This is a genomic window from Halobellus sp. (assembly GCF_042218505.1).
GTDB lineage: Archaea > Halobacteriota > Halobacteria > Halobacteriales > Haloferacaceae > Haloquadratum.
Genome location: NZ_JBDGQZ010000034.1, coordinates 25,569 through 36,222 on the forward strand (window position 1 = coordinate 25,569; position 10,654 = coordinate 36,222).

The 10,654-nt window shown below is 65.6% G+C and carries 11 protein-coding genes and 1 pseudogene; 8 read left to right on the forward strand and 4 right to left on the reverse strand.

All coding sequences use genetic code 11. The features are described 5' to 3' along the window. Window positions 1-178 precede the first annotated feature (178 nt). The gene (gene nirK / locus ABEI27_RS10155) at window positions 179-1,291 is read left to right on the forward strand and encodes a copper-containing nitrite reductase (RefSeq protein ID WP_375799289.1); all 1,113 of its coding nucleotides are present in this window, start codon (window positions 179-181) and stop codon (window positions 1,289-1,291) included. Window positions 1,292-1,836: 545 nt separating this feature from the next. Here the strand turns inward: nirK and ABEI27_RS10160 are convergent. Next, complete coding sequence (locus ABEI27_RS10160) at window positions 1,837-3,036, reverse strand: TIGR04053 family radical SAM/SPASM domain-containing protein (RefSeq protein WP_375799290.1); 1,200 nt, start codon at window positions 3,034-3,036, stop codon at window positions 1,837-1,839. A gap of 124 nt (window positions 3,037-3,160) precedes the next feature. On the opposite strand from ABEI27_RS10160, the gene ABEI27_RS10165 reads away from it, so the two are divergent. Continuing rightward, a complete protein-coding gene (locus ABEI27_RS10165) occupies window positions 3,161-3,430 on the forward strand; it encodes a DUF2249 domain-containing protein (protein WP_375799291.1) in 270 nt (89 codons plus the stop codon). Between the two features lie 55 nt (window positions 3,431-3,485). On the opposite strand, the gene ABEI27_RS10170 is transcribed toward ABEI27_RS10165, so the two are convergent. Together ABEI27_RS10170 and ABEI27_RS10175 are read right to left on the reverse strand one after the other, a co-directional pair. Then, the gene (locus ABEI27_RS10170) at window positions 3,486-3,803 is read right to left on the reverse strand and encodes a cupin domain-containing protein (protein ID WP_375799292.1); all 318 of its coding nucleotides are present in this window, start codon (window positions 3,801-3,803) and stop codon (window positions 3,486-3,488) included. Between the two features lie 91 nt (window positions 3,804-3,894). Continuing rightward, on the reverse strand, window positions 3,895-4,050 hold the full coding sequence (locus tag ABEI27_RS10175; protein ID WP_375799293.1) for a hypothetical protein: 156 nt from the start codon (window positions 4,048-4,050) through the stop codon (window positions 3,895-3,897). Window positions 4,051-4,337: 287 nt separating this feature from the next. Here ABEI27_RS10175 and ABEI27_RS10180 point away from each other — a divergent pair, with 287 nt between their 5' ends. The 4 genes and pseudogenes from ABEI27_RS10180 to ABEI27_RS10195 all read left to right on the forward strand — a co-directional run. Further along, window positions 4,338-4,622 carry a hypothetical protein gene (locus ABEI27_RS10180; RefSeq protein ID WP_375799294.1) on the forward strand — a complete coding sequence of 95 codons (285 nt, stop codon included), beginning with the start codon at window positions 4,338-4,340 and terminating at the stop codon, window positions 4,620-4,622. 8 nt (window positions 4,623-4,630) lie between these two features. Next, on the forward strand, window positions 4,631-5,047 hold the full coding sequence (locus ABEI27_RS10185) for a hypothetical protein (RefSeq protein ID WP_375799295.1): 417 nt from the start codon (window positions 4,631-4,633) through the stop codon (window positions 5,045-5,047). Between the two features lie 51 nt (window positions 5,048-5,098). Next, entirely contained in the window at window positions 5,099-5,470 is a 372-nt protein-coding gene (locus tag ABEI27_RS10190; RefSeq protein WP_375799296.1) for a hypothetical protein, read from the forward strand. Between the two features lie 361 nt (window positions 5,471-5,831). Then, window positions 5,832-5,990, forward strand: a pseudogene (locus tag ABEI27_RS10195) (Rieske 2Fe-2S domain-containing protein); the annotation flags it as partial. Window positions 5,991-6,116: 126 nt separating this feature from the next. On the opposite strand, the gene ABEI27_RS10200 reads toward ABEI27_RS10195, so the two are convergent. Continuing rightward, window positions 6,117-6,557, reverse strand: coding sequence for a DUF4385 family protein (locus tag ABEI27_RS10200; protein ID WP_375799297.1), 441 nt, complete (start codon window positions 6,555-6,557; stop codon window positions 6,117-6,119). Window positions 6,558-6,682: 125 nt separating this feature from the next. Between ABEI27_RS10200 and ABEI27_RS10205 the strand changes: the two genes are divergently transcribed. Both ABEI27_RS10205 and ABEI27_RS10210 read left to right on the forward strand, forming a co-directional pair. Continuing rightward, entirely contained in the window at window positions 6,683-8,698 is a 2,016-nt protein-coding gene (locus ABEI27_RS10205) for a hydantoinase/oxoprolinase family protein (RefSeq protein ID WP_375799298.1), read from the forward strand. Next, a complete protein-coding gene (locus ABEI27_RS10210; RefSeq protein ID WP_375799299.1) occupies window positions 8,695-10,383 on the forward strand; it encodes a hydantoinase B/oxoprolinase family protein in 1,689 nt (562 codons plus the stop codon). Before ABEI27_RS10205 ends, ABEI27_RS10210 begins: the two co-directional genes overlap by 4 nt. Window positions 10,384-10,654 lie beyond the last annotated feature (271 nt).

Here is a 10,654-nt window from a genome sequence, read left to right on the forward strand (position 1 = left end):
CGTTCAGCATCTGTACGTGGATATGTTTTATTCGACTGTATTGTAAGTACTTGAGCAATCCCAGCCGGCGAACGGCTTTGTTACGGGGAATATGTTCGCCCGGGCTCGCTCGCTCTGGTAACCAGGCTCTCACTATACGTGCGACGGGGTCCTTTCACCGAGTGGGAGATGAGGAGTTATGTTCGACACTACTCGGAGACGGACGCTCGAATGGCTGGGAATCGGCGGCGCAGCCTCTATTGCGGGTTGCGCCTCGCAGGCGCCGACGGCTGAGAACACCGGGTCATCAACGACGGCGGCGCAGACAACGTCGACCCCACAACCGACCGACGTCGATCGGGTGGCTGCAGACCCGACAGACGTTCCGGCGTCGATCTCGCGCTCGCAGTCGAAGCACCACGAGATCACCCTGCAGACTGAGGAGGTCGTCGCCGAGATCGAAGATGGCGTCACGTTCTCGTATATGACCTTCGGCGGGCAGGTGCCGGGACCGATGATCCGAGTCCGACAGGGCGATGCGATCTCGCTCACCCTGGAGAATCCGCCCGAGAGTCAGATGGGGCACAACGTCGACCTCCACGCGGTGTACGGGACCGGCGGCGGTGCCGTCGCAACCACCGCCGCCCCGGGTGAGCAGAACGCGATGAAGTTCCAGGCTCGGTACCCCGGCGCGTACATCTACCACTGTGCGGTCTCGAATCTGGACTACCACATCTCCAGTGGGATGTTCGGGATGATCGTGGTCGAACCGAAGGATGGGCTCCCGTCGGTGGACAGAGAGTTCTACCTCGGGCAGCACGAAGTCTACACCGACAAGGCCGTCGGGGAGACAGGGCACCACAGCTTCAGCTTCGAGAATATGGCGAACGAGCAGCCGACGTACGTGCTATTCAACGGCGAGAAGTACCCGTTCACCGAGAACCGATACGGGACGCTCTCGGCCGAGCAAGGTGAACGCATTCGCGTGTTCCTCGTTGACGGCGGCCCGAACTACTCGTCGAACTTTCACCCGATCGGCAACGTCTGGTCGAAGGGCTACCGGGACGGGTCGCTCGAAGCGCCGGTGGAGAAGCACCTCCAGACCGCGAAGGTCCCGCCGGGAAGTTGCTTCGTCGGCGAGGTCGAGACGCCGGTTCCCGAGCGCATCAAACTGGTGGATCACGCGCTCTCGCGGGTCGCGCGCCGGGGTCTCCTCGCGGAGATCGACGTCGCTGGCGACGAGCGCCCCGAAATATTCGATCCGAGCCCCGATATGCAGGCCAGCGAGGACGAAGAAGGGCCGATCTACTGACCCCTCTTCCTGTTGATTCGGATGCGTACCACAGCGATCGGCCTTCGCTGCCGACTCGTCGCGGCCGAATACCGAATGACCGTCAGATCGTTCAGCGTCGTGCACTTATCGAGCAGACTTGTCACGCTCTGCTGGCCGAAACAACCGTCGTATGAAGAGTTATGTGACTCCTTCGTTCCCTGCGAAGTGACGGAAATGACTCAGACAAAGGGGCACGAGCGACCGCCTACATATATCACGATATTGGTGGTCTTCCTCCTCGCTCTTCTCGCGGCAGCTGTTCTGGTAATTGGCTACATCCTGACGGTTGGCTGTATCATCGGCTGTCCGGGGTAACCGGACTGCTCTGCCGATCATAGCGTCTGCAGGTCTTCAGTGAGCCGACCGTCTGTAATCGTGCGATCGGATGAGCAATCAGTTGCAAAATCACGACAACAGCACTCGGACGCTCGTCTCGGTAGCGGCGTCACCCGCTCGCGAACGAGATCAACGTCGCTTAGTCACTTATTCCGCGGTGTCCTCCGGTCTCCCGACATTCTCGGGGCTCAGTCGGCGTCGACGCGACCCGTTGGCATCGGCCCGTCGTATCCGTCCGGGACGTACGCACACAGCGGGTCGCTCGACAGTGGATCGCCCGTGTGAGCGTACGCTCGCGAGCGACTCCCGCCGCAGACGTGCTTGAACTCGCACGCGCCGCACTTCCCGCGGAGTTGGCCGGGATCCCGGAGCGATTCGAAGAGTTCGCTCTCGCGATACCGCTCTGTTAGGCTCTCCTCGCGCACGTTGCCCGCAGACTCGGGGAGGAACCCCGAGGGGTACAGGTCTCCGGTGTGACTGACGAACGCGAAGCCGTCGCCTGCGGTGATGCCGAGGCGGCGTCCGATCCCATCGGCGTCTGGTGCTTCGCTCGCATCGCGCTTGCGCTGGATGGCGACGCGGCGGTAGTGCGGCGCTTCCGTCGTCTTCACCCCGAACGAGGCACGTTCGCTCACCTCAGAGAGCCACGCCATCGTCTCTTCGGCACGCGCCGGCGACACCGGATCCAGCACGCGACCGCGACCCACCGGGACAAGGAAGAACACCGACCACAACACCGCCCCGAGGCCCGCAACCAGATCGCGGATTCCCGACAGTTCGTCTACGGTGGCCGCACAGACCGTGGTGTTGATCTGGAGCGGAATCCCCGTCTCGCGGGCCGTCCGTGCCGCTTCGACCGTCTGCTCGAAACTCCCAGACTCGCTTCGGAAGCCGTCGTGAGCCCCGGACGTGGCACCGTCGAGGCTCAGTGCGAGTCGCTCGATGCCGGCCGATGCGAGGTCCTCGACGACTGAGGGCGTGAGCGAGTTGGTTCCGCTCGGCGTGAGTGTCATCCTGAGCCCCCGATCGCTCCCGTACTCGATCAACCCCGGGAGGTCGGGGCGGGCGAGCGGGTCGCCACCTGAGAGGACGACCAGTTGGCCCGGTCCGAAGGAACGTGCCTGGTCGAGGAGTCGCTTACCCTCCTGGGTCGTCAGTTCGTCCGGGTGCCGCGCCGGTTGTGCGTCCGCCCGACAGTGATCGCACGCGAGGTCACACGCCTGCGTCACCTCCCAGACGAGGACGAAGGGCCGCCGACTCGTGTCGATCGAACTCGGATCGGGCGGGCCACCGGACTCGCGCGGACTGTCCGGCGCTGAGGGGCCGTCTCCCCCGTGGCGACCCGCCTTCTTTCCGGAGACGTGGGGTGGCGGTGTGTCATCTGCCATTGTCGACCGTTTGCCCCCGGGTTTCCAACATATCACGCCGAACATCTTCGCCCGCCGAACCCGCACGCGGCCGACGAAGATGTTCGGCGTTGGGTTCCTGGCCCCTCCGGGGATATGCGTGAGTGTGAATCACGAGACGTACCTCGCTCACTTCGACGCGCTGAGCGATCGCGCGGTCGACTTCCTCGACGCGCGAGACCTGCCGCCGCCGGAATCGCTCCGGCAGACGATGACGCGGCTCTCGGATCTGGACGGCGAGGCGGTGTTCGTCCAGTTGAACGACCGCGTGCCGCAGTTCCTGTTTCCGAAACTCGACGAGCAGGGCGTCGCTTACGAGACGGTCGAGATCGACGACGGTGCCCTCACGGCCATCTGGAACCCGAATAAAGACTGAGACAGCGTGGGACTGCGTTCGAATGGGCGCTGCTCTCTCCAGGCTTCAGTGCTCCTCACTGGCCCCGCGTTTCAGTGGGCTTCTTCGCAAGCACGAGCAGCGCCGTGCTCGGCGCTTCGGCGATCTGTGCGATTCCCTGTGCCCCGTCGAAGCGGGCGACGTCGCCGGTTTCGAGCGCGTGCGGTTCGCCGTCGAGTTCCAACCGGATCGCGCCGTCGAGAGGACACAGCACGACCTCTCGGCCCGGATGGTCGTGCTCCGGGACCCGCTCGTCGGCGTCGAGTTCCAGTTTGACGGTCTTCGGTTCGTGTTCTGTGAAAACGTTCGCGTGCGGTGCCGCCTCCAGCGCGTGGAGGTGTTCGATTTGTGGCATCGTCCGGATAACGGCGTCCGCGACCGATCGATGTTCGCGCGAACATCTTCGTTCTGCGCGTCTCCCGAGATGTCGATCGACCGCCAGCCGCTCACTCGACGACGCAGGACTGATGCTCGCCGCGCGTGCGCTGATCGACGAACTGGTGGCGCGTCGCGGTCCCGTGTTCCCCCGCCGAGGCGTCGTTGCCGCTCCAGCCGTGGACCTCGTCAGCGCTGTAGCAGTCGTGGGCCGCGAACAGCGCCACTAACTCCCGGGGAAGCGTTTCGGTCCGTTCGAGATCGACGACGACGAGCCGGTCGGTAAACCTCTTTGCGAGGAACGCGCCCTCGACGGCGTCGTGTCAGCGCGCCCGTTCTACGAGTCGTCGGAGTGCTGTCTCGCGGTCACTCATCCTCGGAACCAGTCGCTCGATCTGTCTACGCCCGATCCCGAACGTATTCGCGAACACGCACACGGGACTCCTCCCAGAAGACGCTCGTCCAACTTCATCTCCTCCTGGCGGGGTGGGTCTGCGTCACCGTACTGGATGCGATGACGCAGTTCGTGCCGGTCTGGTCCGGCACGACGTTGCACTCTCAGCAGCTCGCCGAACTCCAACTGTGGGGCGTCGCTGTCGGCCTCTGGGGGCTCGTCGGCTGTCTCCTCGTCGGCGCGTACGCCTGGTTCCCGGTTTTCGGGGTCGTCCTCCTCGCGGGGTTCTGGACCTTCGTCTACAACGTCGGCCGGACCCTTCTGGGAGTTCGGCTCTGGGACGTCACCGAACGACACTTCGTGATCGCACTCGACGTTTTGCTGCTCGTCACGCTTTGGGATTGACGCTCGCGGTGAGTTACGTTCGACCACTGTTTGCCGCTTGGCCGGTCACGCGGGTCGCCGTCCGGAGCGCTCACGCGAAACTCGCGGTCCTCGGCGTCGTGCTGACGACGACCTTCGGCGCGCTCTACCAACTCGCGACGATGTTCACGCAGTCGGACCTCTACGGCATCGACCACCGACTCAGGACCGTCGAGGAGGTGAGCTTCCCCGTCGGTGTGTTCGCGCTCGCGGCCGGGCGACCCGTCGGCAGTCCGCTCGTGGGACGCGGGGGCACGCTCCTCGTCGTCGCCGGGACGACGGCGATGGCTCTCGTCCTCGCGCGGCAACTCGCCACCCGGACCGTCGAGTGGACGCCGATGCTACGCCGGTACGGCGTCGCGGCCGCGGCGATGCTCCTGTGGACCGCGCTGGCGACGCCCGCGTGAATCGCTGACCCGGTCGATCCCACCGCACTCTTCGGACCACCCGCTGCGGTCTTGCCTTTAGTCTTCGGCGCGATCGGGTTCGTCGTCCTCGGAACCCTCTATCACGTCATCTCCTTCATCATCTGGGTCCACCGCTACAGCGACCGCCTCGGCTCTGAGTCGGTCCCGATGATTGATGATCTCTGCGACGCGAGGCTTGCGCGGGTTGACCTCGTTGCGGTGTCGACCGGGACAGTAGTGCTGACGCTCTCTGTGGTCGGGGCTCTCTCGAACGTCGCGCCGTGGCTCCCAGGAGCGGCGACGCTGGTCGGCGCACTCGTGAGTCTACTCGGGTTTGTGATCGTCACTGCCAACCTCCTCGGGGTGATCCGGTCCCACGGAACGCAGTCGCTCGTAGGGTTCGCGTGTCCGTGGATCAGCTAGCCCGATGCGTGACGTTGCGACGATCTCTCGGTGGTGAGCGAGTACGAAACTGAATACAACGAACCGACGGGTCGAAAGTAATCTGATAGTCGGCGCATTTACCTTCGGCAGACACCTATAATCGCGATACAATCCCCACTACTTAGAATCGAGATCCGAAATCGAGCGACGCCGTCGATCACTCCGAGCGCCTGAGGCTTGTGTTGAGGCCACTTGTCGGTAACACACCATCCGAAGAGGAAAGTCAGAACACTTCTTCGAACCACGGACTTCATCAAGACAGGAACGATTATGACTCGGGCGTCGGTGTCCCGGGTATGGCAACTCCGGCCGACGACCGTCGGTCCACCGTGTCGCCGGCCCCGACGACCTCGATCGTGGAAGCGTCTCTGCGGCCAGCGTCGATCTCGCGCTCTGCTGCGTCGACGGCAAGTATTTCACCCCCGAGAACACCTGTCTCCATCGCGGTGGCCCCCTCGGCCGGGGCGGCCTTGACGGAACGTGTGTCCGGTGTCCATAGCACGGGTGGGAGACCGACGTCACGAGCGGCGACCACGTCCGGAGCGACGCGAGCGCCGAAACCTACGAGGTCGTCGTCGACGGCGACGCCAGCGTCCGAATGCCGTAATACGGCGACGTCGGCCGTCTACTCCTCGTCACCCCACGCGTCCTTCAGTCGCTGGTATTCCGAGTCTGCGCGCACCTCGTCCAGATACTCGCGATAGATCTGTGCGATCTGGTACTTCTCCTCGTCGTACCACTGCTGGGGCTCTCGCTCGCTCCCGTCGTCGTCGTACTTCTGCCCGCCGGGGTACTTTGCGTATCGGAGACTCCGCGTCCAGCCCATCTGGAGGTACTTTCGCGCCATATCCATCCCGACGAACTCGCCGCGGTCTTTGTACTCGCGGAACTGCTCGTAAATCGCCGCCGCGCCCTTCTCAGCCTCCGCAAGCGATTTGATCCCCCACAGCGGCAACAGTTCGTCCTTGTACGGCTGGACTTTGAACGCGCCTTCCTCGCCGCGACCAATTTCGTACGCCTCGGGGTGTTCGCGGAAGTTGACGTCGTAGGCCGGGTCGTCGCTCATCCCGACGAGTGCGTGGCGTTCAGCGCTATTGAGCTCTCCGGCCCGATTCACGAGCGCGAGCGCGGTCTCGATGTCGTCGTTCGGCTTTCTCCACGCTTTTAGTCACCGAGTCGCCTACGGGTGGTATGGCGGACCGAATCAGACTCGGGGCCGACGTCGGGGGGACGTTCACCGACGTGGTGCTGACGGCGGGAACGGAGTTGGTGACGGCGAAAGTGCCGAGCACCGAGGATCAGAGCGTCGGCGTCGTCGAGGGCGTACGAAAGGCGTGTGAGGCGGCCGGGATCGATCCCGCTGCAGTGGACGAGTTCACCCACGCGATGACCGTCTCGGTCAACGCGCTCCTGGAGCGAGCGGGCGCGAAAACCGCGCTCGTCACCACTGAGGGGTTCCGCGACGTGGTCGAACTCGGCCGACAGGATCGCCCAGCCCTCTACGATCTCTCTGCGACCCGTCCCGAACCGCTCGTGCCGCGTCGCCGCCGCTTCGAGGTCCCCGAGCGAGCAACGCCCGACGGCGTCACGGACCCCATCGACGAAGCGGCCGTCCGCGACGCGGCCGCGCAGATCCGTGCGTCCGACGCCGAGAGCGTCGCCGTCTCCTTTCTCCACGCGTACGCGGCCCCAGAGAACGAGCGCCGAGCGGTCGAGATTTTTGACGCCGAACTCGACGTCCCGATCTCGGCCTCACACGAGGTGCTGGCGGAGTTCCGCGAGTACGAGCGGACTGCCACGACGGTCGTCGACGCCTACGTGACGCCCGCGATCGACCGCTACCTCGGGCGGCTCGCGGAACGGGCCGGTGACGCCGGCCTCCCGGAACCGCTCGTGATGCAAGCCAACGGCGGTGTCGCCGGCATCCAGACAGTCCGTGAACACGCAGTCACGACGACGATGTCCGGCCCGGCCGCGGGCGTCGTCGGTGCGAACGCTGCCGCCGGCGACGTCGCACGGGAGCGCGACCTCCGCGGTCTCGTGACGTTCGATATGGGCGGAACCTCAAGCGACGTGAGCCTCGTCCGCGACGGTGAGGCCGAGCGAACGACCGACTCCGAGATCAACGGTCAGCCGATCCGCACGCCGATGGTGGACGTAACCACAGTCGGCGCGGGCGGTGGGTCGATCGCGTGGGTCGACGACGGCGGCGCGCTCCGGGTCGGGCCGCGTTCGGCCGGTGCGGACCCGGGACCGGCCTGCTACGGTAATGGGGGCACCGAGCCGACGGTGACCGACGCCGATCTGGTGCTGGGATACATCGGCGAGAGCACCGCGCTCGGCGGCGAACTCTCGCTCGACGCCGACGCCGCCCGCGAGGCGCTCGTCGGACTGGCCGAGGAAGCCGGGTTGGCCGGCCCGATCGACGCGGCCCGCGGCGTCCACCGGATCGCCAACGCGACGATGGCGCGGGCGATCCGCGCTGCGACCGTCGAACGCGGGCACGATCCCCGGGCGTTCGGCCTCGTCGCGTTCGGCGGCGCGGGGCCGATGCACGCGGCCGCCCTCGCGACCGACCTCGACATCGATACCGTGATTGTCCCACCGGCGTGCGGCGTCCTCTCGGCGTACGGCTTACTGGCGGCGGACGAGCAACACGATGCTGTCCGAACTCACCGCGTTGCAATCGACGACGTCGATCCGGACACAGTCGAAACGCACTACGACGCACTCGAAACCGACGTTCGCGGCGACGTTCGTGATTCCGACGCAGCCGCGATCCGCCGACGAGCCGACCTCCGCTATGCCGGGCAGAGCTTCGAACTCACGGTCGACGTGGCTGATGCATTCGATCCCGACCGGGTGCGAGCGCGATTTCACGAGGCGCACGAAGCGACGTACGGCTACCGGATGGACGAACCGGTCGAGCTTGTAAATCTTCGCGTCTCGGCCACGACGACGCGCTCAGACCCTACCACAGAACACGATTCCAGCGGCGATCCGCGGGTCGGCGAACGCCCCGCACGGTTCGGAGAGGGCGAGGAGCAACCGACGTCGGTGTACGACCGGCCGGGACTCGCGGTGGGACGAACACTGGACGGGCCGTCGGTGGTCGAACAGGCTGAGAGCACTGTCGTCGTGCCGCCCGCCTGGGAGGCGGCCGTCCGCGACGACGGATCGCTCGTTCTCACGGAGGACTCCGGATGACACGAGATGGATGGACCGACGGCGACGATTTTGGGGAGTCCCACGAGGAAACCGACGCGTCGGGCGACGACGCCATCGACCCCGTGACGTTGGAGATCCTCCGGAACCGTCTGGAGGGGATCGCCGAGGAGATGGGCGAGGTCCTGATCCGCGGGGCGTACTCGCCGAATATCAAGGAACGCCAGGACTGCTCGACCGCCCTGTTCGACGCCGAGGGGCGGATGCTCGCCCAGGCCGAACACATCCCGGTCCACCTGGGCGCGATGCCTGCGGCCGTCGAGGCGGTGCTGGCGAAAGACCCCGAACCGGGCGAGGTCTGGGCGCTGAACGACCCGTTCGAGGGCGGGACACACCTCCCCGACGTCACGCTCGTCTCTCCGATCGCGCCAGATGTTACCGGTCGCTCAGAGAGCGGGACGGAGATCGTCGGCTACGCGGTCTCACGCGCCCACCACGCCGACGTTGGCGGGTCGACGCCGGGCAGTATGCCGGCGGGCGCGCGTGAGATCTATCAGGAAGGAGTCCGGCTGCCCGGCGTCCGCCTCGTCCGCGATGGGACGATGATCGACGACGTCCGTGAACTCCTTCTGGCGAACGTCAGGACGCCCGACGAGCGGCGCGCGGACCTCCGCGCCCAGCTCGCGGCCCACGACCGCGCCGAAGAACGGCTGGGCAAGCTACTCGCCCGCTCCGGCGACGTCGTCTACGACGCTTTCGACGCCGTCATCCGGTACTCGCGGGATCGAATGGAATCCGAACTGGTGTCGATCCCTGACGGCGTGTACACCGCCCGCGACGCCCTCGAAGGCGACGGCATTACGGCCGACCGCGACGTGCCGATCGAGGTGACGGTCACCGTCGACGGCGACCGGATCGAGGTGGACTTCGCGGGGACCGCCGAACAGGTCCCAGGCAATCTCAACGCCCCGCTGTCTGTCGCCACGAGCGCGGTCTACTTCGTCGTCCGCTGTCTGACCGATCCGGAGATCCCCCCGAATCACGGCTGCTACGCGCCCGTTTCGGTATTAGCATCGGAGGGCTCGCTACTCAACCCCACGTCACCCGCCGCGGTCGTCGGCGGCAACGTCGAGACCAGCCAGCGAGTCACTGACGTCGTCTTCGCGGCGCTGGCCGAGGCGGTTCCGGGTCGCGCCCCGGCACAGGGCCAGGGAACAATGAACAATCTTATACTCGGTTCCCGGGAGGGCGGATTCACCTACTACGAGACCATCGGCGGCGGCGCGGGCGGAACGCCATCGGTCGACGGCATCGACGGTGCGCAAGTCGGGATGACGAACACGTTGAACACGCCGATCGAGGTTCTGGAGGCTGAATATCCGTTGACCGTCGAGCGCTACGCGCTTCGACCGGGGAGCGGCGGCGACGGCGAACATCGCGGTGGACTTGGCGTCGAGCGCGCGTTGACTGTCGAGCGGGACGCGACGGTCTCGTTACTTACCGAGCGACGCCGTCACCGACCGCGAGGCGTTGCGGGCGGCAAGGCGGGCGCTCTTGGCGAGAACCTCCTCGACGGCGACCCGATCGCAGCGAAGACGACAACGGAGATCGAGTCGGGAACGACGATCACGGTCCGGACACCCGGCGGCGGGGGACACGGCAACCCCGCCGATCGGGACGCCTCTGCGCGGGAAGCGGACCGGCGCGACGGCAAAACCGGAGAGTGACCCTCACGGGTATCGCCCGTGGGTTCACGTCACGGCTGATTCCAGGGTATGAGGTCGCGAGTCCGATTCGAGGCACCTCCGAAACCACACGGCGGGCAATTATGTCACGAGAATAAAACGACTGGCAACACTCAGTTCCGCAGTCATCATATACCCGAGTATGACATTTCAACTCGAAACTGACGGCCGGTCCGACATCGTCGACGTCACCGCTCGCGTCGAGGAATCGATCCCCGATGACGTCGACCGTGGCGTCTGCACTGTCTTCGTT